Raw genomic sequence first — 24723 nt, 5'->3', positions numbered from 1 at the left:
ACAAAAAACCCGCTCAATTGAGCGGGTTTTTTTATGCCCTGGTGGTGGCGCCGATGACTTGGCAGGGTGTATCCGGGGGAGGGCGGTGTTTCACTGCTGCTCGTTGGCCAGCAGCGCAAGCAATGCGTTCTGTTGGCGGCGGCTCATTTCGCGAAAGCGCAGCAACAGCTCGCGCTCCGGACTGCTCAGGCCCTCTGCGTCCTGCTCGTCGAGCATCTTGCGCGAAGGGTGGCCGGTGTCGGGCAGTGTGGGCAGATCAAGCAGGCTGTGTTCGAGCCGGGCAATGATCTCCGAGTTCATGCTGCGGTGATGCTGTTTGGCTACGTCGGCAATGCGATCACGCATGCCTTGTGGCAGACGAACAACAAACTTGTCGGCTGTGCGGCTGGTGTAGTGCTGGGTCGCTGTTTTCATGGGGCAATAATAATCGCTTCGCTGAAAAAATCGATACTGGCCTAGTGCCTCAAACGGCTGGGTAAGCCGCCGGCCGGCGGAACCATGTCTTGAGGTTAGACAGGTTTTGCCTTCAAGGTGCCATTAGTAGACCCGGTTTTTTCTCCAAGCGCCAGAGTGCGACAAAAAAATGTCCCCAAAATGTGACGGGTTTACGACGAATGGCACTTTGCCAGTGCTGAGCGTACTTCCCCGCTTGGTGGAAATCGCCCCCTGCTTTGGTTAAGATGCGCAGCGTCCGAGCGCCATCAGGGCGGCTCAACACAGGGACACGCGCTTGTAGCTCAGCTGGATAGAGCAACCGCCTCCTAAGCGGTAGGTCCCCGGTTCGAATCCGGGCTCGCGCGCCAGTAAAAAAAGGCTTGCACGGTTTTAATCGGCAAGCCTTTTGTGTTTTTGGCGCTTGATGGCAGTGTTGGCTGAACTGTCTGCCTCCCCTCAGAACACCGATAACTTCCCCACACTGGTAATGCCGTCTGACCAGACCATTTCATAGGCGGCGGTCTGGACGCAGCTGTGTACGATTTTTGGTGTGAACAGGCCCCAACAGAGGGCGTGCTGGGCCTGGTTGCGTACTGACCAGTACTTCACGCCGTTGGTGCCGTCCTTGCGTGCCCTGGCGCCGAACGCCTGGCTCGCGCTGTAGTCGGCTGGTGCGTAAAGGGGGTCGCTCATGGGGCGGTCGGTCAGATCAAGCAGGTCGGTGTCCGCGAAGGTGCAGCGCAGGCCGCGAAATAGCATGCGTTCGTAGGCCAGCGCCGGCACCTGGCTCCAGTACAGCTGCTGGTGGTGCTTGACCTCAAGTACGGCCGTTTCGATGGTGTCGGCAACATAGAGTACGCCGTAGCTGCCGTTGCTGAAGCGCGAGCCCGCGGGGTTAACGTGGGTGAAGGGGGCGGTGGCCATGTTGCAGCCGTTGATGCCAAAGGGGATGTCGGCGGTGTTGATCAGTTGCAGGTTACCCAGTTCATTTTGCAGGCGGGGATTGGTCAGCTCCTGCAGCAGGAATAACGCATGGAAGTCGTCGGCGTCGGCCACATCATCGAACAGCGAGGTCGGCGGGTATTTGCTGTTGATCAGGCGGTAGCCGGTGATGGTTGGCGCTGCGCCTGCCGTGCTTACCATTGGGCCCCGCGCAGGCTGTCGATGCGGCGAAAGGTTTCGTACAGAGCAATCATGTCGCCGTTTTGCACTACTTCCAGTGGGCTTCTGCCATTGAAAAATTCATTGTGATTTTTCATTTGCATGAAGCCGTAGACGTTGGCCGGGTTATCAAACAGCATGCGCAGGGCGCTGTGGATGTTGAGTACCAGCGACACGCGCTTGAGCTGGTCTTCATCCAGCGATACGGTCTTGTCTGTGCGGGCGCGGCTGATGGTGCTGCGTGATACCCGCAGAATATTGCCGGCCTGCTCGGTGCTGGTTTTCCATTTGCCCAGGATGTTCAGCGCGGTGCGCAGACCAACCAGGGCCATGTCTTTCTTTGCGGCGGCGGGTGCTGTGGTCATGGCGATGCCCGTTGAGGTGCTGGTGTTGCTCCATATTGCGCCTGCTGAGACGTAATATCAAATTTTGTGTCTTGAGAGGTTGGTTGGCGCACGGTTCACTGCGGAACGCGCGCTACTATTGTCTGTCCACAAATGCAGTGCTGCCGAATCCGTGTCTACAGGCGCTGTTTCATGTAGATTCGGCTACTCTTGGTAGGCGCTGATCTTGCCTGTATCGTGCTCGGCCGGAGTGCCGGGTTGGCAGGCCGGTGTTTAATCGCTTTCATGTACTGCAATCGCTACGGAGTTTGGATGTCTCGCGCGCTTACGGCCTTTTCCTCATTGTATTTCGCTACCTTGCTGATGCTGCTGGGCAGTGGTCTGTTGGGTACCTATCTGGGGCTGAGACTGGCGGCCGAAGGCGTCAGTGAGCTGTGGATCGGTCTGTTGATGACCGGTTATTACGCAGGCCTGGTGGCGGGGGCATCGATCGGGCACCGGCTGATCGCCCGGGTGGGGCATATCCGGGCTTTTGTCGCCAGCGCAGGGGTGGTCACCGCGTCGGTAATGGGGCATGCGCTGACGGAGTCGGTGCAGGTATGGCTGGCGTTGCGAGTGCTGGTGGGCATGGCGATGATGTGTCAGTACATGGTGCTGGAAAGCTGGTTGAACGAGCAGGCCGAGTCGCATCAGCGCGGTATGGTCTTCGCCAGCTATATGGTGGTGACCTTTTTGGGCTTGGTATTGGGGCAGGTGGTGTTTGCGCTTCAGCCGGATCTGGCGATCGATCACCTGCTGTATGTGGCGATGTGTTTTTCCCTGTGTCTGGTGCCGGTGGCAACCACCCGTCAGATTCACCCGGCGCCGCTGCATCCAGCGCCGCTCAAGGTAAAACTCTTTGTACAGCGTATTCCTCAGGCGCTGACAACCATTGCGGTGGCGGGGCTGATGCTGGGCGCCTTTTACGGCATGGCACCGGTGTTTGCAGGTGCGGTCGGGCTGAATAACTCCGAGATTGGTATGTACATGGCGGTCACCATTTGCGCGGGTCTGGCGGCCCAGTGGCCGGCCGGCTGGTTGTCTGATCGGGTTGATCGTAGCCAGCTGATCCAGCTCAATGCGATGGTGTTGACGGCGGTCTCGGTGCTGATGGCCATCGGCTTCATACCGGGCGGGGCGCTGATTTTCCTGACTGCGCTATTCGGGTTGATGGTCTTTACCCTGTATCCGATGGCGGTGGCGCTGGCTAACGACCACGTTGAGCCCGATGACCGGGTGCCGCTGTCGGCGATGCTGCTGGTCACCTTTGGCTTGGGTGCCAGTATCGGCCCGCTGCTGAGCTCGGCAATGATGAAGCTGTGGGGGCCAAGCATGCTGTACATCTTTATGGCCGCCTGCAGTGCCATTCTGGTATTCCGTGTGCGAGCTGATGCGGTTACCGGCGAGAATCTGGTCGAGGCAGCGCCGCTGCAGTTCATGCCGGCAGCCGGTAACCTGGCTAGCTCACCACTGGCGGCAGCTATCGACCCTCGCGTTGATGAGCAGGCGGTAACCGATCAGATGACGGATGAGGACGCGGCGGCGCCTGCTGCGCCTGAGGAAGTGGCAGAGGACGATCACCTGCCAGGGTGATGATCCTCTGTTGACGCGGGGTGGGTCTGAGCGTTTAGAGACCCTAGAACAGGTCTTCCTTCTCCAGACGACGGGCCTCGCGCTGCAGGTAGTTGACGAAGCGATCAATGCTGCGCTGCGCCAGCGCGCTGGGTTGCTTGAACATCAGGCCGACGTGGGTCTCGTTGGCTTCCTCTCGAAAATGCACATGGCGCACTTCGGCGGCTACTTCCACTCGCCCGGCATCGGGCAGGTTGAGGATGGCGGGTGTATACAGCTCGCCAGCTGTCAGGGAGCGGCTCAGATCCCCCTCCAGGCGCACCTTGCAGCCGGTAGCTGACAGGTCCATCAGGTAGGCGGTAAAACGCCGCTGGCGCTCTGGATGTGCCAGCTCGATGGCGATATCGGCTGTGCGCCGGACGCTCGCCCGAAAGGCACCGCGTTTCTGATGGTAGTGCATCTCGTCTGGTACGCCGGTGGCGTACGCCGGGGCATCTTCCAGTTGCACCTGGGTGGCGCCGGGGCAATGCCAGCGCATGTGAATACCCTCATGCCAGGCGTCGATGCGGAAGGATTCGCCCTGGCTGGCGTATCTGTCGCCCTCTCGGGGGATCATTTCATCGATCCACAGCTCGGCCTGATCGGTATCAAGCTTGACGATAAAGCTCTGAAACTTCTGGCTGCGGTCGGTAAAGGTGATGGTCAGCGGGTCGCGGCTTTGCATTAGCGTCTTGAGCAACGCCATGATTTCGACCTGGGCTCGGATTTCGCGGGGCGGCTGTGGGCCAGCTTCTTGTGAGAATAGGTTGGACACGTCTGCTACTCAGTTTTTGCAATATTTTGATAACTATACACAGCGTGCTGGCACCTTGGCATGTGTGATCAGGCTTTGGTGAGGTCGCGCGTCTGGCCGCTGCGGCTGGCGTTGCCCAGCTGGTCATATACGCCAGCACTGGGTTCGCCTTGGTTGCGCAGCAGGTCCAGCAGTGAACGGGTTGCGTGCTGACTGTGGCGGACCAGGCGGGCGTTGCGGTCGTTGGCCTGCTGGCACGCGGTCAGCGCCTGGAGGAACGCCTGATAGGCCGCGGAGAGGGCGGCGTCGTGCTGAGCGGTGATGTGGTCAGCCAGGTCGCCCAGCTGCAGCTGGTGCTGCTGGCAGTAGGATTTAATCTGCTGGTCATGACGGACCAATTGCTCGGCGTAGGGGCGTTTGGCGTCAAGAATCTGTTCCAGGTTGCCGATATCCTGACCGGTCAGGGCGTCACGCTCCTGGTCAAGCAGCGCCAGATAGGCCTGGCAGTCTTGTTCGGCTTGCTGAAAGTGCGGGTGCAAGGGGTGCATGACCTGCCTCCTGGCTGCGCGTTAATTAGATGCTGCAGCCAAGAATACAGGCACGGAGGGCGCGGTGACTACTGGCTGTCAGCCTTCCAGGTTCAGCAGCTTGTCGGCAATGCGGCTGCTGTCCGGTTTGTAGCTGCCATCGGCAATGGATTGGCGCAGTTGGCTGACGCGCTCGCTGTCGACCTCAGGCAGGTCGCGGAGCTTCTCTTCGATCGCCTGCAGTTGCTGCGCCTGGGCGCTCAGGTTGACCGAGGAAGGAGCGTCGTTCTTTTCTGCCTGTTGCGCTGCAGTATCGGTAGTGCGATCGGTTACGGCGCCGGCTTCGCGCTTGGCGGTGGCACTGCTGGCTTGGCTGTTACGGCCGACACCATTGGCTCCGTTGGGCGAGTTGAAGTCGATGACCATGATAAATTCCTCAAGCTGTTAAATCTTCTCTAACCGCTGTAACGGCAGCGCAAAGGAAAACTTTAGGGAAAATTTGTGTGACGACGATCACAGCCCTGAAGGGCCCGAGTATACCCGTTTTGTCGGTGCATCACATGCCGGCCTCAACTTGGCCGGGCCCCGTGACGCGCGCGCGGATGACCCGGTTCGAACGGCTATTGCGCACGCGAATCTGCTCTCCCTGGGTACCGTCCTCCAACGCTTCTCCCGGCATTTTTACCGACACGCTGCTGTTGCCGGCGCTGATCACTACCTTGTCGCCACGCCGCACAATGCGGTTGTTCTCAAGCTGGGTATAGCTCAACACGCTGTCGGCCGAGACATTGCGCTTGAGTTGCATGCCAATGGCCTGGGCCGGGTCAAGCAGGTAATTGCTGCCCAGCAGGCCGGTGTCACGTTCGGCCAGGTGTACATCGTCGGCGCCAACCACGGAGCCGCGTGACAGTGGGCGGGTACTGACTACCACCGGTTGAAACAGGCTGACCTGGGCCGGCACAAACAGCCGCCAGGGGGAGGGCGCAGTGCAGCTCACGCGCACGGTGACGCGACCGACCGGTGTGGCGGGGCTTTCAAGGCTTGCACTGAGCGCGTCGTCATTACACAGCGGCAGACGCAAACGGTGATCCAAGCGACTAAGCTGTATCTCATGACGCGCTTGCAGGCCGCTACTGGCGACATGTTCTTGTACTTGCTGTTCAAGAAAGTCGCGGGTGGCGCCGATAAGCTGATCGATGAGCGGGTTTGCGTGGAGGCTGGCGGAAAAAAAGATCGCCAATGCCGCGCACCCAGTGATAAAACGCATACAATTACCTACATTCCTGATGTGTGGTGCGTGTCGGATTGCTGTCGCTTGCAGGCAGGTCCTGCAGGAAACATGCCGCATCACCGTGTTGACGATGAGGAGCAGCCCATGGCTGGTGTGATGGATTCAGTCAATCAGCGGACGCAGCTGGTTGGGCAGAACCGACTCGAACTGCTGCTGTTTCGCCTGGCGGGCAATCAGCTGTATGGCATCAACGTTTTCAAGGTCAAGGAAGTATTGCAGTGCCCGCGTCTGACGGCCATGCCCAAACTGCACCCGGTGGTGCGGGGGGTCGCTCACATCCGCGGAGGCACCTTGCCGATCCTTGACCTCAATCGTGCGACCGGTGGCCCGGGGCTGGATAATCTGGATACCGCCTTTGTGATCATCACCGAGTATAACTACAAGGTGCAGGGTTTTCTGGTGCGTTCGGTCGAGCGCATCGTCAACATGAACTGGTCTGAAATCCATCCGCCGCCAAAGGGCACCGGCCGCGAGCACTATCTGACCGCCGTCACCCGGGTCGACAATCAGATGGTTGAGATCATCGATGTGGAGAAGGTGCTGGCCGAGGTGGTGCCGACCAACGAAAATGTCTCTGCCGGTGTGGTGGACGCTGATACCCAGGCTGAGGCTGTGGCCCGGCGGGTGCTGATCGTTGACGACTCCTCCATTGCGCGCAAGCAGGTGACGCGCTGTCTGCAGGAGGTGGGTGTCGAAATTGTGGCGCTCAACGATGGTCGGCAGGCGCTGGACTGGCTCAAGGCCCGGGCCGATGAAGGGGAGGATGTGAGTCAGAGCTTGCTGATGATGATCTCCGACATCGAAATGCCCGAGATGGACGGTTACACGCTGACCGCCGAGGTGCGTAACGATCCGCGCCTCAATCGTCTGCACATCATGCTGCACACCTCGCTGTCCGGGGTGTTCAACCAGGCGATGGTGAAAAAGGTGGGGGCGGACGATTTTCTTGCCAAATTCAAACCGGATGACCTGGCCCAGCGTGTCATCGCTCGTCTGCACCTGCTGCGTGAAGGCGGTGCTGGTGAAGGCTGACAGCTTGAACTCAACAACTACAAGGCAGACTTCGTGACTTTGGCGAATCAGGATTTTCAGCTGTTTCGGGACTTTCTGGAAAAGGCCTGTGGCATTGTGCTGGGCGACAACAAGCAGTATCTGGTCTCCAGCCGCTTGAACCGCCTGCTGGAACAGGAAGGCATTGCCAACCTCGGCGAACTGGTCAAGCGTATTCAGGCGCAGCCGCGGGGCGGGTTGCGTGAATCGGTGATCGATGCAATGACCACCAACGAAACCCTGTGGTTTCGCGATGTGTATCCTTTTGAAGTGCTCAAGACGCGGCTCATTCCCGAGTTCATCAAGCAATCGCCAGGGCAGCGCCTGCGCATTTGGTCGGCGGCCTGTTCCTCCGGGCAGGAGCCGTACTCGCTCAGCATGGCCATTGACGAGTTTGAACGGGCTAATCTGGGGCAGCTGCGCGGCGGCGCGCAGATTGTCGCAACCGACCTGTCTGGCGGCATATTGAATGCAGCCAAGAGTGCCGAGTACGATAGCCTGTCGGTAGCCCGGGGGCTGTCGCCCGAACGACTGAATCGCTATTTTGACCAAAACGGCCCTGGCCGCTGGACCGTCAAGACGCCGATTCGCAACCGGGTTGAGTTTCGCGCGATGAATCTGCTGGATAGCTACTCCATGCTCGGCAAGTTCGACTTTGTGTTTTGCCGCAATGTGCTGATCTACTTTTCGGCAGACGTGAAGAAGGACATCCTGCGCCGCATTCACGCCACACTCAAACCAGGCGGCTACTTGATGCTCGGCGCCTCCGAGGCTCTGAACGGCCTGCCCGAGCTGTACCAGATGGTGCAGTGCAGCCCGGGGATCGTCTATAAGGCGCGTTGATTCGCGCCTTGTGGTTATCCGCTTCCCCTTCCTTGTTTTCCCTCCTTGCCGCTTGCCGCTCCTGTTGCCGGCCTGCCGGTGCTATTGCCGTTTGCCGGTAAGCCTTTGCCGCTTTTCTGGCGCGCTGTTTTCTATCTCTTTGAAAAATAGATGATTTTATATTTGGCACGGCGATTGCTTTGTCATGCCCAGTGACAGCTTTTGGTCAGTTGGCCGAAACGAGGATGGGTGCGATGAGTATCAACTTTGACAATGCGTTGGGCATACACGAGCAGGCGCTGCGTTTTCGCGGTCAGCGGGCAGAAGTGCTGGCCAACAACATTGCCAACGCCGAAACCCCGAATTACAAGGCGCGAGACCTCGACTTTGCCGCCGCGCTGGCAGCGCAGCAGGGCGAAGGTGAAAGCGGCTCGCTGCCGATGGCGCGTACCGATGCCCAGCACATTGCCATCGATGGCTTGATCGACCAGGTCGCAGGGCTGCGTTATCGCAACGCGCTGCAGCCGGCGGTGGATGGCAATACGGTGGACTCGGAGGTCGAGAAGGCCGCCTACACCCAGAACGCCATCGACTTCCAGGCCAGCTTCACCTTCCTCAACAGCAAGTTCAAAGGGCTGATGACAGCCATCAAGGGAGAGTAAGCATGTCCCTCGACAAGGTATTTGATATCGCCGGGTCAGGCATGAGCGCGCAGTCGCTGCGCCTGAACACAGTGGCCAGCAACATCGCCAACGCCGAGACCGTCTCCAGTAGCGTTGATGAGACCTACCGCGCGCGCAACCCGGTGTTCGCCACCATTTTCAACAGTCAGCAGGCCACCGGTGGCTCGCTGTTCAGCCCGGATCAGCAGGCAGGCGACGGCGTGTCGGTGCTCGGCATTGTCGAGTCCGATGCCACGCTGGAGCCGCGTTATGAACCGGACCATCCGATGGCCAATGAAGACGGCTATGTGTATTACCCGAATGTGAATGTAGTCGAGGAGATGGCCAACATGATGTCGGCGTCGCGGTCCTATCAGACCAACGTGGAAGTCATGAATACCGCCAAAACCATGCTGCAGCGCGTTCTGACGCTGGGTCAGTGAGCGGAGAAAAATAGACCATGAGCATTAGCAATGTTGCAACCGGTGCCAGCGCGCTGGACCAGTATCAGATCGACTCCGACCGGTTCGCGACCGGGGATGAGTTGGGCAAGGATCAGTTTCTGGAGCTGCTGGTGGCGCAGATGAATAATCAGGATCCGCTTTCGCCGCAGGAAAACGGCGAGTTTATCGCTCAGCTGGCCCAGTTCAGCACGGTGGAGGGCATTGGCAATCTGAACACCTCGATGGAGTCGCTGCTCAGCGGCTACCAGTCATCGCAGGCGTTGCAGGCATCGTCCCTGGTTGGTCGCACGGTGATTGTGCCGGCCGATCAGGCGGTGGTGGATACCGAGGCGGGGCTGGAAGGTCAGCTGGCGCTGCAGAAGAACAGCACCAATGTGTTCGTCAACATTTATGACGATGCGGGCAGCCTGGTGAAAACCATCAACCTGGGTAGCCAGGAAGCGGGCATGCATGACTTTACCTGGGATGGTACCGACGCCAGCGGCAACCTGGCCGAGCCCGGTATCTACACCGTCGAGGCCATGGCGTCGATTGATGGCAAGAACACCCAGATGGCCACCCTGTTGCCAGCCAATGTCGACAGTGTCTCGCTGGGTGCTGGTGGTAGTGGTGAAATGCTGTTGAACGTGGCGGGCCTTGGCAGCATCAGCCTGTCCAACGTCTACGCAATCAAATAAGTGTCGTCCGACATACTGTAGGTGAGGAGATAAAACCATGGCTTTCAATATCGGCTTGAGTGGTATCCGGGCGGCAGCATCCGATCTGAATATCACTGGTAACAACATTGCCAACGCCGGCACCGTCGGCTTCAAAAGCTCGCGCGCCGAGTTTGCTGATGTGTACGCCGCGTCGGTGCTCGGTTCCGGCAGCAATGCCACCGGCAGCGGTGTGGCGCTGGCGAACGCGGCGCAACTGTTCAATCAGGGCAACATCAGCTTTACCGAGAACAGCCTGGACCTGGCTATCAACGGTAACGGCTTCTTTGTGACCAGTAACAACGGCGCGATCAGCTACACCCGTGCCGGCTATTTTGGTACTGATAGCGACGGCAACATCGTCAACAATGCCGGTGAGCGTCTGCAGGGGTTTGCGGTTAACGCGGTGACCGGTCAGATCAATCAGGGGGTGCAGACCGACCTGCGCGTCGACACCCGCTCGGCTGATCCGAATGCCACCACCGGTGTCGTGTCGACGCTGAACCTGAACTCCACTCAAACTCGTCCGACCGTCTGGACCCAGCAGTATGACGCGGCGTATGCGGCGTCCATCGCCACGGCGGCGGATCCGGCCAACCCGACGGCGGCCGAGATTGCCACTGCCGAGGCAGCGGGTCAGGCAGCGGCGGCAACCACCTTTGATCCGACCAACTCGGCCACCTACAACAGCTCTACTTCGGTCACCATTTACGACAGCCTGGGTAATTCCCATGTCATGACCAAGTACTTCGTCAAGAACGACGCCAATAGCTGGGACATGTATGTGCTGATCGATGGTCGGGATGTGCAAAGTGGTGTCGAGGCATCTGATCCTGCCTTTGACCCAACCACCACCACGCGCTATGACGTCGACTTCAACAGCGTTGGTGAGCTGACTACCAACCAGCCCTTTACCCTGACCGGCTGGGTGCCGCTGGATAGCGAAGGTCAGCCCACGGGGGCTGATTCCCCGGTCAACAACCTGACCATCAACCTGACTGGTTCGTCGCAATATGCCTCCAGTTTTGCGGTGACTGCGGTCAGCCAGGACGGTTTCACCACCGGTGAGCTGGCTGGCCTGGAAATTGACGATGCTGGCCTGCTGGTGGCCCGCTACACCAATGGCCAGACTCGCGTCCAGGGTCAGGTGGTATTGGCAACCTTTGCCAACCAGCAGGGGCTGACGCCGCTGGGTAATACCGCTTGGGCTCAGTCCTCGGCGTCGGGGGAGCCGGTGATCGGCGCGCCGACCACAGGTACCCTGGGCGGCATTCAGTCCGGTGCGCTGGAAGAGTCCAACGTGGATATTTCCGAACAGCTGATCAACCTGATCGTGGCGCAGCGTAACTACCAGGCCAACGCCAAGACCATTCAGACCGAAGATGCGGTGACCCAGGCGATCATCAACCTGCGCTAAGCGCGCAGGCGATAACGCCAACAGGGCGGCAATGCCGGCAAAAGGATTTGCCGGCATTGCCGCTTTTGTTTTTTATAACCTGCTGAAAATAAACAACAAAATACTATTTTCAAGGGTTGGCATGATCTCTGCTTGATACTCCCTAAGCAAGCAAAAGCGGCAAATCCTTGTCGCGCAAACGAAGCGGAGCAGGGCATGGACAAATCCTTGTACATCTCCATGACGGGGGCCAGTCAGAACGCGTTGGCGCAGCGCTCGCACGCCAACAACCTGGCCAACCTGACCACCACCGGTTTTCGCCGTGACTTTGAGCAGGCGCGCTCCATGCCGGTCTTTGGTGACGGCTACGCCACCCGCGCCTACGCAATGACAGAGCGCCCCGGCACGGACCTGTCCTCCGGCACCATGATCGAGACCGGACGTGAACTCGACGTGGCCGTGCAGGGCGAAGGCTGGATCGCAGTGCAGGCACCGGATGGCTCTGAAGCCTACACCCGGGCGGGTAGCCTGAATATTGACGCTTTCGGCATCTTGCGTACCAGCGGCGGTTTGCCCGTGCTGGGCAACGGCGGGCCGATTGCGATTCCGCCGGCCGAGAAGATTGAGATCGGCTCGGACGGCACCATCAGTATCCGTGCGCTGGGCGAAGGCCCGGCGGTGATGGCCGAGGTTGATCGCATCAAGTTGGTCAACCCGCCAGCAGCGGCACTGGAGAAGGGCGAGGATGGCCTGATGCACACCCAGGCGGGCGAGGAGCTGGCCGATGGCGCGGTGCAGGTGGCAACCGGTTTTCTGGAGGGCAGCAACGTCAATGCGGTGGAAGAGATGACCGCCATGCTGTCGCTGGCCCGCCAGTTCGAACTGCATATCAAGATGATGCGAACCGCCGACGAGAACGCGCAGGTTACCGACCGCATTCTGCAGATGAGTTAATGCTACTGCGCGTCAATTACTCGGCGCGCGAGGAGAAAGGTGATGCTTTCAGCTCTTTGGGTCAGCAAGACAGGTCTGTCCGCCCAGGACACCATGTTGACGACCATTTCCAACAACCTGGCCAACGTCTCGACGACCGGCTTCAAGCGTGATCGTGCCGAGTTTGAAGATCTGCTGTATCAGATCAAGCGTCAGCCCGGTGGTCAGAGCACTCAGGATACGCAGCTGCCTTCAGGCCTTCAGCTGGGTACCGGGGTACGCGTGGTCGGCACCCAGAAGATCTTTACCGAGGGCACGCTGCAGACTACCGAGCAGCCGCTCGACATGGCGGTCAACGGGCGCGGCTTCTTTCAGATTCTGATGCCCGACGGCGGTATCGGTTACACCCGTGACGGCAGCTTCCATCTGGATGCCGATGGTCAGATCGTGACCTCCAACGGCTTTCCGCTGGAGCCCGGCATTGTGCTGCCCGACGACGTGCAGACCTTCACCGTGGGGGAAGACGGCACGGTCAGCATCACTACCTTCGGCAATCCGGCCGCGCAGCAGATCGGCAACATACAGACTGCCGACTTCATCAACCCGGCGGGCCTGCAGTCGATTGGCAACAACCTGTTCCTCGAGACCGCATCCAGCGGTGCGCCGCAGGCCGGCAACCCCGGTCAGAACGGCCTGGGTACGGTGTTGCAGAACACCCTGGAGAATTCCAACGTCAGCGTCGTGGAGGAGCTGGTCAACATGATCACCACCCAGCGCGCCTACGAGATGAACTCCAAGGTCATTTCCACCGCAGATCAGATGCTGCAGTACATCAGTCAGAACCTCTGACGGGAGCTTGGAATCATGATCCGTTTGGCTAAGGTGTTGATGCTGCTGGTGCCGCTCAGCCTGATTGGCTGCATGCAGGCGCCGCCGATGCGTGACGACCCGGCGTATGCGCCGGTGTTGCCGCGCACGCCGTTGCCACAGGAACTGAACAACGGCGCGATCTATCAGCCCGGCTTTGAAATGAGCCTCTACAACGACCGCAAGGCACACCGGGTCGGTGACATCATTACCATCACCCTGACCGAACGCACAGCAGCGCAGAAGAAGGCGGAAAACGAGATCGACAAGGACAGCTCGACCACCATCGCCAACCCCACCATTCTCGGCAATGCCGTCGGTTTCAAGGGGCTGGACCTGGGCGTCAGCATGTCGGGTCAGCGTGCCTTTGAAGGCAGCTCCGATGCCAATCAGAGCAACAGCCTGTCGGGTTCCATCACGGTCACTGTGGCCGAGGTGCTGCCCAACGGCATTCTGGCGATTCGCGGCGAGAAGTGGATCACCCTTAACCAGGGTGACGAGCTGATTCGCATCAGTGGTCTGGTGCGCACTGACGATATCGGGCCGGACAACACTGTGCTGTCGACCCGTGTGGCCGATGCACGCATCACCTATTCCGGCAAGGGCGCTTTTGCCGATGCCAACCAGCCCGGCTGGCTGAGTCAGTTCTTCCTCAGCCCCATGTGGCCGTTCTGACAGGAGTACTGCCATGCGCAGCCTGATTATCTGCCTCTGTCTTTGCCTTGCCAGTCCGCTGGCGCTGGCTGATCGTCTGAAGGACATCGCCAGCATTGCCGGCGTGCGCAGCAACCAGTTGATCGGTTACGGCCTGGTGGTGGGGCTGGACGGCTCGGGCGACCAGACCAGCCAGACCCCGTTTACCGTGCAGACCTTCGAGAACATGCTGACCCAGTTTGGCATCACCGTGCCGGAAGGGACCCGCATTCAGATGAAAAACGTCGCCGCGGTGGCTATCCACGCTGACCTGCCGCCGTTTTCCCGGCCTGGCCAGACCATCGATGTCACCGTGTCGTCAATCGGTAACTCCAAGAGTCTGCGCGGCGGCTCGCTGCTGATGACCCCGCTCAAGGGGATCGACGGGCAGGTCTACGCCATCGCCCAGGGCAACCTGGTAGTGGGTGGCTTTGGTGCCGAAGGCGCGGATGGCTCGCGCATTACGGTGAACATTCCGAGCGCCGGGCGTATTCCCAACGGCGCGACAGTGGAGCGTGCGGTATCCAGCCCGTTCGCCTCTGGTGATCACCTGATTTTCAATCTCAACCGCCCTGACTTCACTACTGCCAAACGGGTGGTCGATCGGATCAACGAAACCTTCGGTCCAGGCGTTGCCCAGGCGCTGGATGGCGGCTCGGTGCGTGTGCGTGCGCCGATCGATCCCAACCAACGTGTCGACTATCTGGCGATGGTGGAGAACCTGACGGTGGAGCAGGGCAACGCTGCTGCCAAGGTGATCATCAATTCGCGCACCGGCACCATCGTCATCGGTCAGGATGTGCGCGTGCAGCCGGCAGCCGTGACCCACGGCGGCCTGACCGTGACCATCAGTGAAAACCCGCAGGTCAGCCAGCCTGGCGGAGTGTTGTCTGGTGGGCAGACGGTCATTTCACCGAGTTCACAGATCAATATCGAGGAAGGCGACAGCCGCATGTTCGTATTCAATCCGGGTGTTTCGCTGGATGAAATCGTCCGTGCGGTCAACCAGGTCGGCGCTGCGCCGGGCGACCTGATGGCCATTCTTGAAGCCCTTAAGCAGGCCGGCGCCCTGAATGCCGATCTGGTCATCATCTGACCGGGGAGCACGCCATGAGCATCAGCACCAGCTACACCGACATCAACAGCGTCAGCCAGCTCAAGGCTGGCAGCGACGCCAACAGCCCGGAGAACGTGCGCAAGGTTGCGCAGCAGTTCGAGTCGCTGTTCGTCAACATGATGATCAAGAGCATGCGTGATGCCAACGCCGTGTTTGCCGAAGGTAACCCGCTGAATACCCCGCAGACCAAGTTCTATCAGGAAATGTACGACAACCAGATGGCCGTGCATCTGTCAGAGGGTCCGGGTCTGGGGTTGAGCGACGCACTTATGCGCCAGCTTTCGCCCAAGGCCGAGGCCGGCGGCACCGCCGCTGACGCGGGCGCCGCTGCGCCAGCGGTGGACCAGTCCGCGCTGTTGGCGCGCCGGCGCCTGCAGATTGCTTCCGATTACAGTGCCTGGGCCGAGCGACTGGATCGCGCCGAAGCCAGCACCAGCAGCAACCAGAGCAATGACTGGCAGCCGCTGCGCGGTATTGAGGCCATGCGTCGCAGAGCATCGACCGCAGCCGCCGTAACCGGCGAGGTGGCGCAGCGCACCCGCTTTGCCAATAGCCAGGAGTTTGTCGAGACCATGCTGCCGATGGCCGAGAAGGCCGCCGCACGCCTGGGGGTCGACCCGCATTATCTGGTCGCTCAGGCCGCGCTGGAAACCGGCTGGGGCAAGTCGGTCATTCGTCAGTCTGACGGCAGCTCCAGCCACAACCTGTTTGGTATCAAGGCCCATGGCGGCTGGCAGGGCGAGAGTGCCAACGTGGCTACTACTGAATTTCGCAACGGCGTCAGCACCCGCGAGCGGGCGGACTTTCGCAGTTACAGCTCCTGGGAGCAGAGCTTTGAGGATTATGTGAGCTTTCTGGAAACCAACGGGCGCTACAGCAAGGCGCTGAGCAGCACCGACAACCCGGATACCTTCTTCCGTGAGCTGCAGAGCGCTGGTTACGCGACCGACCCGCAGTACGCACGCAAGGTGTCGCAGATCGCCCGTCAGCTGATTGGCAGCAGCGATAGCCGTGTTGCCAGCGCTGATACCACTTCAGATAACGGCGGCAGGGCCTGAGCATGGCAAATCTATTCGGTATCGGCCTCAGCGGCCTGAAGACAGCCCAGACCCAGCTGTCGGTCACCGGTCAGAACATCACCAACGTCAACACCGCCGGCTATACGCGGCAAACGGCGCTGCAGGTTGCTCAGACTCCCAGCTTCAGTGGTGCCGGCTACCTGGGTAACGGCAGCAAGGTGGTCGATGTCGAGCGCATCTATAACCAGTTTTTGACCAACCAGGTCAGGACGGCGACCTCAACCAATGCAGAGGTGCAGGCGTTCCAGTCTCAGCTGGAACAGCTCAACACCCTGGTTTCCAGCAGCGCAACCGGCATCACCCCCGGTCTGCAAAGCTACTTTGACGCGCTGCAGACGGCTATCGAAGACCCGGCCAACCTGCCGGCGCGGCAGCTGTTTTTGTCCGAGGCCGAAGGACTCGCTTCGCGCTTCAATACCGTACAGACCAGCCTGACCACGCAGAATCAGTTTATCGGTCAGCAGATGAGCACGCTGGCCGATCAGGCCAGCCGTCTTGCCACCTCCATCGCCAGCTACAACGACAGCATCGCAGTAGCGGCCGCCAACGGTGCCCAGCCCAATGACCTGCTCGACGCCCGGGACGAAGCCGTGCGCGAGTTGAGCGAGCTGATCGGTGTGACCGTGGTACAGCAGGACGACAATGTCCTGAACATCTTTATCGGCTCGGGGCAGCCGCTGGTGGTCGGTAACGAAGCCTCCACGCTGGCAGTGCGGCCCGGTGCTGGCGATCCGTCGCGGGTAGACGTGGTGCTCAAGGCCGGCAACGCATCGCAGGACGTCACCGGACTGATCAGCGGCGGTGAGCTGGGTGGCCTGATCAAATACCGCGATGATGTGCTGGATCCGGCGCTCAACGCCATTGGCCGCCTGGCGCTGTCGATCGCCAGCGAATTCAACCAGCAGCAGGGACAGGGGCTAGACCTTAACGGCAATGCTGGCGCTTCGCTGTTCAACGACATCAACAGCGCTGAGCTGGTAGACGGGCGCAGTCGGGCGCGCGTCAACAATAGCGATCCGAACGCCAAGCTCGACGTGCTGATCAGTGATACCTCGCAGCTGAGCACCTCGGATTATGAAGTGGTGTTTACCACTGCTACCGAATTTACCGTGCGCCGCACCTCGGATGACAGCGTCAGCGGGCCTTATGATCTGAGTAGCGTGCCGCCGCCGGAACTGGATGGCTTCACCATCGAATTGGGTGGCGGCGGTATCGCTGCCGGTGACCGTTTTCTGCTGACCCCGACCCGTCACGCTGCTGCCGAGATGGGCGTGGTGATGCAGGAGCCGCAGGAGTTGGCTTTTGCCGCACCGGGCTCGGTTGACGCCAGCCTGGATAATCGCGGCACCGGTACCCTGAGTCAGCCGAGCTTGAGTGCCGGCCCTTCACCCATTGATCCGGCAGCCCTGGAGGGGCTGCTGCCCATCGAGCTGAGCTACGACGAGGCCAGTGGTGAGCTGCAGGTGACCGGCGGTACGGCGACCTTGAACCCCTCGCCACTGGTGATTACGCCGGGCCAGACCAACAGCGTTGAGGTCACCGTCGGCGGTTACACCTTCAGCATGGCCATGACCGGCACACCGAAGGACGGCGACAGCTTCAACCTGGAGTTCAATACCGGGGTCGCGGACAACCGCAACGCCCTGGTGATGTCGGACTTGCAGACCGCTCAGGTGCTGGGGCAGGCCAACGGCGCTGAAGGCTTTTCCTTTGTCGACGGCTATGGCGACCTGGTCCAGCGAGTGGCGACCTACACGGCCCAGGCGCGTACCAACTCGGCATCCAGTGCCTCGGTACTGACCCAGGCGACCAACAACCGTGACTCGGTGTCGGCGGTCAACCTTGACGAAGAAGCGGCCAACCTCATCCGCTTTGAGCAGTACTACAACGCCTCGGCCCAGGTGATTCAGGTGGCCCGGACCATTTTTGATACGCTGATCAACAGCGTCAGATAACGGGTAACGACCCATGCGTATCTCAACCATCCAGCAGTTCAACAGCGGTGTGCGCGGCATTCAGGACAACTACAGCAATGCCACCCGCACCCAGGAGCAGATCAGCTCGGGCAAGCGCATCCTGACCCCGGCGGATGACCCGGTGGCGACTGTGCGCCTGTTGCAGCTGAATCAGGAGTCCAACCGTCTGGAGCAGTTCAGCACCAACATGACGGCGGCCAACAACAGCCTGACTCAGGAGGAGGCCATCCTCAATTCGGTCAACAATGTCTTGCAGCGCGTTCGCGAAATCGCTATCGAGGCGGGGGACGGCTCCAAGAGCGACGCTGACCGTCAGGCCCTGGCGACCGAGCTGGAGCAGCGTGAAGAGGAGTTGTACAACCTGTTCAACAGCCGCAATGCCCGTGGCGAGTATTTGTTTGGCGGTTATCAGAGCAGCGAGCAGCCTTTCGTCAAAAACCCCGATGGCAGCTACAGCTACCAGGGCGACGAGGGGCAACGCTCGATTCAGATTGCCGGTTCCAAGTACGTGGCTATCAATGACAACGGCAAGGACCTGTTTGTCAATGTGGCCAACGTCAACCGCGTCAATACCGAAGCCGATGCCGGCAATACCGGTAGCGGACGCATTTCGTTGGGCGTGGTCGAGAACAAAAGCGCCTACGACACCACCTTTTACCCCCAGGGCAGTGTCAGCATCGTGATTGGCGCGACTGCTGACAGCTATGAAGTTGTCGATAGTGGCGGAAACCCGTTGACGCCCCCGGTGACCGGTCAGCTGGAAGAAAATGACGAGGGCGGATACACCGTTCGCTACGCGGGCGTGGCGGTGACGCTGGATGGTGACTTTGCCGCCGGTGACAGCTTCAGTATCAGCACCGGTGACAGCACGCCGGGCAGCACCAACCGGGAAACCCGCAGCGTGCTGGAAACCGTCGCACTGCTGGGCAGCACCCTGGAGGACGGCACCAGCAGCACCGAGGACAAACTGGTTCGGCGAGATGTGGTTGCCGTCAGCCTGGAAAATCTCGACAACGCCATGAACAAGGTGCTGGGCGTGCAGACCACCATCGGTGCGCGCATGAACGTCATCGAGTCGACCCTGACCGAAAACGAGGAAGTCTCGCTGATCAATACCTCCGTCACCTCCGAGCTGGAGGATCTGGACTACGCCGAGGCGCTCAGCCGGCTGAGTCTGCAGTCGGTGGTGCTGGAGGCGTCGCAGCAGAGCTTTGTCCGGGTCAGCGGCCTGAGTTTGTTCAATCTGCTGTAACGGGCTGCGGCGCCTGGCTCTCGGCGCGCAGCATCTCGATAAAGGCTGACGCAGCGGGCGATAGCGGGCGCTGACGACGGGTCACCAGGCCAAAGCTGGTGCCGGGCAGCAGCTCTGGCCAGTCCAGCAGCGTCAGGGTTCCGGCGCTTAGCTCATCGTGCAGGATGTCCAGACCGGCAATGCTCAGGGCGTCGCTGTGGCGTACCACGCGCTTGAGCACGTCCAGATTGTCACACTCCAGGCTGATCAGCGGCTCCGGGCGCGGCAGGGTGTAGCGCAGACCTTGCAGAATCAACTCCGGGACGCGAAAGCTCGCCAGCGGATAGGCGGCCAGCAGTTCGGGCGTCAGACCCGTGCGCCCGGCCAGCGGGTGGCCTGCCCGGCAGAACAGCCGGCTGGGGGCCTGTTGCAGCGGCGTTACCTCCAGCAGCGGGTCGCCTTCCAGTTCGCGAATATCCGCAACGAACAGCTCCAGCTGCTCCGCCAGCAGTTGATTGCGCAGCGCCACCCAGTGCTGCACTTCCATATGGACCCGCACGCCCGGGTAGCGGCGGTTGAATTGGCCCAGCACACGCGGCAGCAGGCCTGCTGCCGGAAAGGGACCGGCGCCCATGAGCAGCTCACCGGCCTCCAGGTCGTTGAATTGGCGCAGGGCATTGCGCAACGCCGTGCTACCAGCGAGCAGTCGCTGGGCATGCTCTAGCACCAGTTGACCTTGCGGCGTCAGCTCGACCCCCTTGCCGCCGCGGTTGATCAGGTCGCAGCCGAGGCGCTGCTCCAGTGTCTGGATGCTGCGGCTCAGCGCTGGTTGGCTCAGGCCGATCGCTTCGCCGGCGCGGGCAAAGCCCTGATGCTCGACCAGGGCAACAAAGTGGCGTAAGGATTTCAGTTCCATGGGGCGTCTCAGCAAGGGCTGGCCAGCGAGTTGATGATCGGACAGTCCGGGCGGTGGTCACCCTGACAGCAATCGGCTAATTGCGCCAGACTGGCGTGCATGGCCTGCAGGTCGGCGATACGCGCCTCCAGCTCCTTCAGATGCTCGCCGGCCAGCGCTTTAACCTCGGCGCTGGAGCGCGAGCGGTCCTGCCACAGCTGAAGTAGTCGGGCGATTTGCTCCATGCTGAAGCCGAGGCGCCGCGCCCGCTGGATAAAGCCCAGGGTGTGCAGGTCGCTATCGCCGTACTGACGATAGCCGCCATCACTGCGCGGCGGCGCTGGCAGCAGACCGATTTTTTCATAGTGCCGAATCATCCGCGGACTGAGGCCACTGGCCGTGGCGGCCTGGCTGATATTCATACTTCTATTCATGCCTCCTCCGGTTGCCAGCGCTTGAGCAGCAGCGCATTGCTGACCACGCAGACACTGCTGGCTGCCATCATGGCACCGGCGATCATCGGGTTGAGCAGGCCAAAGGCGGCCAGCGGGATGCCCAGGCAGTTGTACACGAAAGCCCAGAACAGGTTCTGACGAATCTTGTCGCCGGTGCGGCGTGACAGCGCCAGCGCCATGGGTACCAGGGCCGGGTCACCGCGCATCAGGGTGATGCCGGCGCTGTGCATGGCGACATCGGTGCCGGTCGACATGGCCATGCCGACATCGGCGCTGCTCAGCGCAGGTGCGTCGTTGATGCCGTCGCCGATCATTGCCACAACCTTGCCCTGTTGCTGCAGGCGCTGCACTTCACTGACCTTGTCGGCTGGCAGCACGCTGCCGCGGACCTGGTCGAGTCCCAGCAGGCGGCCGATGTGCTCGGCGGCGCTCTGGCTGTCACCGCTGATCAGCAGGGACTCGATGTGCTGCGCCTGCAGACGGTCTATGGTAGCGCGGGCATTGTCTTTCAGGCTGTCGGCAAAGCTCAGCAGCCCCAGTACCTGATCGCCCCGGGCAAGCCAGGACAGGCTTGCTCCGTCAGCCTGCAGCTCGGCGGCCTGTTGCTGCCAGGGCGTTAGATCCAGGTGTTGCTCTTCGAGCAGGCGGGCGCTGCCCAGCCAGGCGCTCTGGCCGTCAACCAAACCCTGGGCGCCGCGACCGGCGAGCACCTGCAGGTTGTCGGCGGGCGCTGCCTCGATACCCTGTTCGGCGGCGTAGTCGCACAGAGCGCGGGCCAGCGGATGCTCGGCCTGTTGTTGCAGGGCCAGGGCCACGCGCAGTACGTCTTCGGCGCTATGCCCGTTCAGAGGCTCGACGCGGGTCAGCGCGGGTTTGCCACGGGTCAGGGTGCCGGTTTTGTCAAAGATCACGGCGTTGACCAGGCGGGCGCGCTCAAGCGCTTCGGCGTCGCGAATCAGAATGCCGTGGCGTGCGGCTACCCCGGTGCCGACCATGATGGCGGTCGGCGTGGCGAGCCCCAGGGCGCAGGGACAGGCAATGACCAGCACGGCAATGGCGTTGAGCAGCGCCGCCTGCGGGCCGATGAAGAAACTGCCGAGCACCCAGGTCATCAGCGCGATGGCAATCACCACCGGGACGAATACCGCCGCGACGCGATCGACCAGGCGCTGGATGGGCGCCTTGGAGCTTTGCGCGTTTTCGACCATGCGCACTATCTGCGCCAGCAGGGTGTCCTGACCGACGCCGGTGGTGTTGAGCAGCAATACGCCGTCCTGGTTCAGGCTGCCGGCACGCACGGCCTGGCCGGGGCCGCGACTGACCGGCAGGCTCTCGCCGGTGAGCATGGATTCGTCGATATGGCTGTCGCCCTCGACAATCTCGGCGTCCACCGGAATGCGTTCGCCGGCGCGCACGACCAGTTGGTCGCCCGGCAGCACCTGACTGAGGGGGACATCGCGTTCGCCCTCGGCATCGCGTAGCCGGGCCGTATCAGGGCGCAGGGCGGTGAGGGCACGTATCGCCTCCAGGGTTTGCCCTTTTGCGCGGTTTTCCAGGTATTTGCCCAGCAGGATGAAGGTGACGATGACCGCAGAGGCCTCGTAGTACAGGTGCAGCTCGGTGCCAGGCGACTGGGTAAGCAGGTTCCAGGTGCTCAGCGTCCAACCGGCGCTGGTGCCCAACACCACCAACAGGTCCATATTGGCTGTGCGGTTACGCAGGGCATGCCACGCGCCACGGTAGAAGGTGGCGCCGAAGACAAACTGCACGATGCTCGCCAGAATCAGCTGCAGCCAGCCTGGCAGCATCCAGTGGCCGGCGCCCAGCAGGGCAGGGAGCATGCTGAGCAGCATGGGCGCGCTGAGCAGGGCGGCGATGATCACACGTCGCCGTTGTTTGGCCAGGTCCGGCCCCGCCTCGGCGGCGGGGGCGTCGGTATCCACCCACTGTCCGGGATAACCCGCCTGACGCAGCGCGCGCAGCAGGGCGTCCTGATCCGTACCTTGCAGCATCCGCACACGGGCTTGCTGGCTGGCCAGATTGACCTGGGCATCGAGCACACCCGGCACCGTGCCCAGGGCAGCCTCGGCACGGCCCACGCAGCTGGCGCAGGTCAGGTTGCCAATCTGTATCTGGCGGGTCTGCTGTTCGGCGGGGTAGCCCGCCTGCTGTAGTGCCTGCTCAACGGCCAATAGCTGGCTGTTGGTCTGTACATCCATGCGGGCGGTTTGCGCCGCCAGGTTGACTGCCACCCGTTGGATGCCGTCGACGCCAGCAAGGGCTCGCTCAACCCGGCTGACGCATCCGGCACAGCTCATACCGCCAAGCTGCAATGTAATCTCCGACATGACCTGCTCCTGCGCTGTTAACTCCATTGCAGCATGAACCCTGACATCATGTGAAGGTCAAGCGTGAGGCGCGGGCCGGTGCGATGGGGCCGTGCTGCCCTAGAATCCCAGGACCGGGCCGCCACCGTTGCCGAGCTTGAGGCCCACCTTGAGGATCCAGTCATTGTCCATGGCGGCCACGACCCAGGTGTGACCTTCCCACTCGATCTGGTCGCCGACCACGGGGTGGCCGCCGAACTGTCGGCTGAAGAAAGCCGCCAGGGTCTGGTCGCGCATGTCTTCGGGTACGGCAAAGCCGTAAAACTTGCCAACCTCACCGAGCGTTGCGTCACCTTCGAGAATAAAGTCACCAAAGAAGCTGCGGCTTTCCAGTCGGCGTGGTGGCTGCGCCTTGCTGAACAGCTTGGACAGGGCGGGCAGATCGCGCGGCCGGCCGACGACGCAGAGCACATCGTCGAGTGCCAGCTGCGTGCTGCCGGTGGGGTGCAGCAGGCGGTTACCACGAAACACGGCCGCGATACGCGTGTCGTCCGGCATCTTCAGATCCCGCAGGGCGACACCGACGCACCAGTTGGCGTTGTCCAGTTGGTAGATCAACAGCTCAAAGTCGCCCTCGATGGCGGTGTCCAGGCTGGTGCGTTGCAATGGTTCGGGCTGGGGGGGAATCTCTACCTTGCACAGCCGCGCTGCCAACGGCAGGGATGAGCCCTGCAACAGCAACGATACCAGCACCACGACGAAGGCCAGGTTGAACAGCAGCTGTGCCTGTTCCAGGCCGGCCAGCAGCGGAAAGATCGCCAGAATGATGGGCACGGCGCCGCGTAAACCGACCCAAGCGATAAACATCCGCTCCCGCCAGGAGAATACAAAGGGTGCCAGGCAGATCAGCACGGCGATGGGGCGCGCAACCAGAATCAGGAAGAGCGCGATCACGATTGCTGGCACGGCGATGATGACCATCTCACTGGGGGTGACCAGCAGGCCGAGCATCAGGAACATGCCGATCTGGCTAAGCCAGGCCATTCCATCCTGCACCTGCAGAATGTTCTGCAGGTTGCGCACGCGTTTATTGCCCAGAATCAGGCCGGTCAGATAGATCGCCAGAAAACCGCTGCCGCCGATCTTGTTGGTGGCGGCAAAGACCATGATGGCGCCGCTGGTGATCAGCAGCGGGTACAGGCCGGCGGGCAGGGTGACCCGGTTGACCAGCCAGACCAGACCGAAGCCACCCGCCAGGCCGCACAGGGCGCCGATGCCAAACTGCTCGATCAGCAGCAGGGCAAAGGACCAGCTGAAGCTGGTCTGCCCGTTGGCGAGCATTTCAACCAGCGTGATGGTCAGGAAAATCGCCATCGGGTCGTTGGACCCGGATTCGATCTCCAGCGTCGCGCCAACGCGCTGTTTGAGGTTCAGCCCCTTGCCCTGCAGCAGTGAGAATACCGCCGCCGCATCGGTCGAACCGACGATGGCTCCCAGTAGCAGCCCCTGCAGCCAATGCAGTTCGAGCATCCACGCGGTCAGCGCGCCGGTCAGTGCGGCACTGATCAGAACGCCCAGGCTGGCCAGCGACATGGCCGGCCAGAGGCCGACCCGGAAGTTTTCCACGCGGGTACGCATACCGCCATCGAGCAGGATGATGGCGAGCGCCAGGCTGCCTATGAGGAAGGCGCTGTTGGCATCCTCAAACTGAATACGCCCGATGCCGTCGACACCCGCGAGCATGCCGATGACCAAAAAGATCAACAGCAGTGGAATGCCCAGGCGCGAGGACAGCGAGCTGGCCAGGACGCTGAAGCAGAGCAGCACTGCACCTATCAGGAATAGGGTGTTGATGTAGTCCATGGGGCAACTCGATGGCGGGTGGTACGAACGGCTCCA

General features: G+C 61.2%; 25 protein-coding genes and 1 tRNA gene. 15 read left to right on the top strand and 11 right to left on the bottom strand.

From position 1 onward, the window contains the following. Positions 1–90 precede the first annotated feature (90 nt). The gene (locus ASB58_RS10090; protein ID WP_096004254.1) at positions 91–414 is read right to left on the bottom strand and encodes an Arc family DNA-binding protein; all 324 of its coding nucleotides are present in this window, start codon (positions 412–414) and stop codon (positions 91–93) included. Between the two features lie 312 nt (positions 415–726). Here ASB58_RS10090 and ASB58_RS10085 point away from each other — a divergent pair. Beyond that, positions 727–803, top strand: a tRNA-Arg gene (locus tag ASB58_RS10085). Between the two features lie 88 nt (positions 804–891). Here ASB58_RS10085 and ASB58_RS10080 read toward each other — a convergent pair. After that, positions 892–1578: an RES family NAD+ phosphorylase gene (locus ASB58_RS10080; RefSeq protein ID WP_118130402.1), complete on the bottom strand. Its 687-nt coding sequence runs from the start codon at positions 1576–1578 to the stop codon at positions 892–894. Next, positions 1572–1961: an antitoxin Xre-like helix-turn-helix domain-containing protein gene (locus ASB58_RS10075; protein ID WP_118130400.1), complete on the bottom strand. Its 390-nt coding sequence runs from the start codon at positions 1959–1961 to the stop codon at positions 1572–1574. The genes ASB58_RS10080 and ASB58_RS10075 overlap by 7 nt, the downstream gene beginning before the upstream one ends. Positions 1962–2252: 291 nt before the next feature. On the opposite strand from ASB58_RS10075, the gene ASB58_RS10070 reads away from it, so the two are divergent. Beyond that, positions 2253–3572: an MFS transporter gene (locus ASB58_RS10070; RefSeq protein WP_118130398.1), complete on the top strand. Its 1320-nt coding sequence runs from the start codon at positions 2253–2255 to the stop codon at positions 3570–3572. Between the two features lie 43 nt (positions 3573–3615). Here ASB58_RS10070 and ASB58_RS10065 read toward each other — a convergent pair whose 3' ends face one another. The 4 genes from ASB58_RS10065 to flgA form a co-directional block, all read right to left on the bottom strand. Further along, complete coding sequence (locus tag ASB58_RS10065) at positions 3616–4365, bottom strand: flagellar brake protein (protein WP_118130396.1); 750 nt, start codon at positions 4363–4365, stop codon at positions 3616–3618. A 68-nt stretch (positions 4366–4433) separates the two neighbouring features. After that, positions 4434–4892, bottom strand: coding sequence for a flagellar protein FlgN (locus tag ASB58_RS10060; protein WP_096004249.1), 459 nt, complete (start codon positions 4890–4892; stop codon positions 4434–4436). A 78-nt stretch (positions 4893–4970) separates the two neighbouring features. Further along, positions 4971–5297: a flagellar biosynthesis anti-sigma factor FlgM gene (gene flgM / locus ASB58_RS10055; protein WP_118130394.1), complete on the bottom strand. Its 327-nt coding sequence runs from the start codon at positions 5295–5297 to the stop codon at positions 4971–4973. A gap of 130 nt (positions 5298–5427) precedes the next feature. Then, a complete protein-coding gene (gene flgA / locus ASB58_RS10050; RefSeq protein ID WP_096004247.1) occupies positions 5428–6138 on the bottom strand; it encodes a flagellar basal body P-ring formation chaperone FlgA in 711 nt (236 codons plus the stop codon). 108 nt (positions 6139–6246) lie between these two features. On the opposite strand from flgA, the gene ASB58_RS10045 reads away from it, so the two are divergent. The 13 genes from ASB58_RS10045 to flgL all read left to right on the top strand — a co-directional run bounded on the left by ASB58_RS10045 (position 6247) and on the right by flgL (position 19168). Beyond that, a complete protein-coding gene (locus ASB58_RS10045) occupies positions 6247–7194 on the top strand; it encodes a chemotaxis protein CheV (RefSeq protein WP_096004331.1) in 948 nt (315 codons plus the stop codon). 33 nt (positions 7195–7227) lie between these two features. Continuing rightward, positions 7228–8055: a CheR family methyltransferase gene (locus ASB58_RS10040; RefSeq protein ID WP_096004246.1), complete on the top strand. Its 828-nt coding sequence runs from the start codon at positions 7228–7230 to the stop codon at positions 8053–8055. A gap of 233 nt (positions 8056–8288) precedes the next feature. Continuing rightward, positions 8289–8696 carry a flagellar basal body rod protein FlgB gene (gene flgB, locus ASB58_RS10035; RefSeq protein WP_083726585.1) on the top strand — a complete coding sequence of 136 codons (408 nt, stop codon included), beginning with the start codon at positions 8289–8291 and terminating at the stop codon, positions 8694–8696. A 2-nt stretch (positions 8697–8698) separates the two neighbouring features. Further along, entirely contained in the window at positions 8699–9139 is a 441-nt protein-coding gene (gene flgC, locus ASB58_RS10030) for a flagellar basal body rod protein FlgC (RefSeq protein WP_118130392.1), read from the top strand. Positions 9140–9156: 17 nt separating this feature from the next. Next, the gene (gene flgD / locus ASB58_RS10025; RefSeq protein WP_096004244.1) at positions 9157–9837 is read left to right on the top strand and encodes a flagellar hook assembly protein FlgD; all 681 of its coding nucleotides are present in this window, start codon (positions 9157–9159) and stop codon (positions 9835–9837) included. A gap of 37 nt (positions 9838–9874) precedes the next feature. Next, the gene (locus ASB58_RS10020) at positions 9875–11272 is read left to right on the top strand and encodes a flagellar hook protein FlgE (protein WP_096004243.1); all 1398 of its coding nucleotides are present in this window, start codon (positions 9875–9877) and stop codon (positions 11270–11272) included. 195 nt (positions 11273–11467) lie between these two features. After that, positions 11468–12205, top strand: a complete 738-nt coding sequence (gene flgF, locus ASB58_RS10015; RefSeq protein ID WP_083726593.1) for a flagellar basal-body rod protein FlgF — start codon at positions 11468–11470, stop codon at positions 12203–12205. Positions 12206–12247: 42 nt separating this feature from the next. After that, complete coding sequence (gene flgG / locus ASB58_RS10010; protein ID WP_083726595.1) at positions 12248–13033, top strand: flagellar basal-body rod protein FlgG; 786 nt, start codon at positions 12248–12250, stop codon at positions 13031–13033. Between the two features lie 15 nt (positions 13034–13048). Further along, a complete protein-coding gene (flgH, locus tag ASB58_RS10005; RefSeq protein ID WP_118130390.1) occupies positions 13049–13726 on the top strand; it encodes a flagellar basal body L-ring protein FlgH in 678 nt (225 codons plus the stop codon). A gap of 13 nt (positions 13727–13739) precedes the next feature. Beyond that, entirely contained in the window at positions 13740–14840 is a 1101-nt protein-coding gene (locus ASB58_RS10000; protein WP_096004241.1) for a flagellar basal body P-ring protein FlgI, read from the top strand. Positions 14841–14854: 14 nt separating this feature from the next. After that, entirely contained in the window at positions 14855–15919 is a 1065-nt protein-coding gene (flgJ, locus tag ASB58_RS09995) for a flagellar assembly peptidoglycan hydrolase FlgJ (RefSeq protein ID WP_118130388.1), read from the top strand. Positions 15920–15921: 2 nt separating this feature from the next. Then, positions 15922–17895, top strand: a complete 1974-nt coding sequence (gene flgK / locus ASB58_RS09990; RefSeq protein ID WP_118130386.1) for a flagellar hook-associated protein FlgK — start codon at positions 15922–15924, stop codon at positions 17893–17895. A gap of 13 nt (positions 17896–17908) precedes the next feature. Next, complete coding sequence (gene flgL, locus ASB58_RS09985) at positions 17909–19168, top strand: flagellar hook-associated protein FlgL (RefSeq protein WP_118130384.1); 1260 nt, start codon at positions 17909–17911, stop codon at positions 19166–19168. Here the strand turns inward: flgL and ASB58_RS09980 are convergent. The 4 genes from ASB58_RS09980 to ASB58_RS09965 form a co-directional block, all read right to left on the bottom strand. Beyond that, positions 19155–20063, bottom strand: coding sequence for a LysR family transcriptional regulator (locus ASB58_RS09980; RefSeq protein ID WP_118130382.1), 909 nt, complete (start codon positions 20061–20063; stop codon positions 19155–19157). The genes flgL and ASB58_RS09980 overlap by 14 nt on opposite strands. Positions 20064–20071: 8 nt before the next feature. Further along, positions 20072–20464: a Cu(I)-responsive transcriptional regulator gene (gene cueR, locus ASB58_RS09975; protein ID WP_118130380.1), complete on the bottom strand. Its 393-nt coding sequence runs from the start codon at positions 20462–20464 to the stop codon at positions 20072–20074. Positions 20465–20472: 8 nt separating this feature from the next. Next, positions 20473–22845, bottom strand: a complete 2373-nt coding sequence (locus ASB58_RS09970) for a heavy metal translocating P-type ATPase (protein ID WP_118130378.1) — start codon at positions 22843–22845, stop codon at positions 20473–20475. 99 nt (positions 22846–22944) lie between these two features. Next, positions 22945–24687, bottom strand: coding sequence for a potassium/proton antiporter (locus ASB58_RS09965; protein WP_096004234.1), 1743 nt, complete (start codon positions 24685–24687; stop codon positions 22945–22947). Between the last annotated feature and the right edge of the window lie 36 nt (positions 24688–24723).

The organism is Pseudomonas abyssi (assembly GCF_003444685.1).
GTDB lineage: Bacteria > Pseudomonadota > Gammaproteobacteria > Pseudomonadales > Pseudomonadaceae > Halopseudomonas > Halopseudomonas abyssi.
The sequence above is the reverse complement of the archived record's forward strand: the minus strand, read 5'-3'. Positions and strand labels throughout refer to the sequence as shown.

Coding starts and splice junctions, on each gene's coding strand:
- ASB58_RS10090 (WP_096004254.1), bottom strand. CDS start 414: ATGAAAACAGCGACCCAGCACTACACCAGCCGCACAGCCGACAAGTTT.
- ASB58_RS10080 (WP_118130402.1), bottom strand. CDS start 1,578: ATGGTAAGCACGGCAGGCGCAGCGCCAACCATCACCGGCTACCGCCTG.
- ASB58_RS10075 (WP_118130400.1), bottom strand. CDS start 1,961: ATGACCACAGCACCCGCCGCCGCAAAGAAAGACATGGCCCTGGTTGGT.
- ASB58_RS10070 (WP_118130398.1), top strand. CDS start 2,253: ATGTCTCGCGCGCTTACGGCCTTTTCCTCATTGTATTTCGCTACCTTG.
- ASB58_RS10060 (WP_096004249.1), bottom strand. CDS start 4,892: ATGCACCCCTTGCACCCGCACTTTCAGCAAGCCGAACAAGACTGCCAG.
- flgM (WP_118130394.1), bottom strand. CDS start 5,297: ATGGTCATCGACTTCAACTCGCCCAACGGAGCCAATGGTGTCGGCCGT.
- flgA (WP_096004247.1), bottom strand. CDS start 6,138: ATGCGTTTTATCACTGGGTGCGCGGCATTGGCGATCTTTTTTTCCGCC.
- ASB58_RS10045 (WP_096004331.1), top strand. CDS start 6,247: ATGGCTGGTGTGATGGATTCAGTCAATCAGCGGACGCAGCTGGTTGGG.
- flgB (WP_083726585.1), top strand. CDS start 8,289: ATGAGTATCAACTTTGACAATGCGTTGGGCATACACGAGCAGGCGCTG.
- flgC (WP_118130392.1), top strand. CDS start 8,699: ATGTCCCTCGACAAGGTATTTGATATCGCCGGGTCAGGCATGAGCGCG.
- flgD (WP_096004244.1), top strand. CDS start 9,157: ATGAGCATTAGCAATGTTGCAACCGGTGCCAGCGCGCTGGACCAGTAT.
- ASB58_RS10020 (WP_096004243.1), top strand. CDS start 9,875: ATGGCTTTCAATATCGGCTTGAGTGGTATCCGGGCGGCAGCATCCGAT.
- flgF (WP_083726593.1), top strand. CDS start 11,468: ATGGACAAATCCTTGTACATCTCCATGACGGGGGCCAGTCAGAACGCG.
- flgG (WP_083726595.1), top strand. CDS start 12,248: ATGCTTTCAGCTCTTTGGGTCAGCAAGACAGGTCTGTCCGCCCAGGAC.
- flgH (WP_118130390.1), top strand. CDS start 13,049: ATGATCCGTTTGGCTAAGGTGTTGATGCTGCTGGTGCCGCTCAGCCTG.
- ASB58_RS10000 (WP_096004241.1), top strand. CDS start 13,740: ATGCGCAGCCTGATTATCTGCCTCTGTCTTTGCCTTGCCAGTCCGCTG.
- flgJ (WP_118130388.1), top strand. CDS start 14,855: ATGAGCATCAGCACCAGCTACACCGACATCAACAGCGTCAGCCAGCTC.
- flgK (WP_118130386.1), top strand. CDS start 15,922: ATGGCAAATCTATTCGGTATCGGCCTCAGCGGCCTGAAGACAGCCCAG.
- flgL (WP_118130384.1), top strand. CDS start 17,909: ATGCGTATCTCAACCATCCAGCAGTTCAACAGCGGTGTGCGCGGCATT.
- ASB58_RS09980 (WP_118130382.1), bottom strand. CDS start 20,063: ATGGAACTGAAATCCTTACGCCACTTTGTTGCCCTGGTCGAGCATCAG.
- cueR (WP_118130380.1), bottom strand. CDS start 20,464: ATGAATATCAGCCAGGCCGCCACGGCCAGTGGCCTCAGTCCGCGGATG.
- ASB58_RS09970 (WP_118130378.1), bottom strand. CDS start 22,845: ATGTCGGAGATTACATTGCAGCTTGGCGGTATGAGCTGTGCCGGATGC.
- ASB58_RS09965 (WP_096004234.1), bottom strand. CDS start 24,687: ATGGACTACATCAACACCCTATTCCTGATAGGTGCAGTGCTGCTCTGC.